At 50.4% G+C, this 270-nt stretch carries 1 protein-coding gene; it reads left to right on the forward strand.

Going from position 1 to position 270, the window contains the following annotated elements; all coding sequences use genetic code 11:
* The coding region (locus SB773_RS31970) for an ABC transporter permease subunit (protein ID WP_410594359.1) at window positions 1-206 on the forward strand (206 nt) is incomplete at its 5' end.
* Window positions 207-270 lie beyond the last annotated feature (64 nt).

Raw genomic sequence — 270 nt, forward strand, 5'->3', positions numbered from 1 at the left:
GTGCCGTCATTGTCGAGCAAGTATTCAACTGGCCGGGGATTGGAACCTTGGCGATTCAAGCCATCAGCTCGCGGGATTTTCCTATGATTCAGGGAACAACCTTGTTTATTGGGGCGATTTACGTCCTGGTCGTGATTTTGATTGACGTACTGTATGCCGTTCTTGATCCTCGCATCGATTACACGGCAAAAAGGGAGGGAGCGTAAGCATGAGCGAGCTGAACAAAACGATTCCTGTCCGTTCGATCTGGCGGAATGAAAGGTCTCTGCC

The organism is Bacillus sp. SIMBA_074 (genome assembly GCF_046534555.1).
In the GTDB taxonomy this organism is placed as follows: domain Bacteria; phylum Bacillota; class Bacilli; order Bacillales; family Bacillaceae_G; genus Bacillus_A; species Bacillus_A mycoides.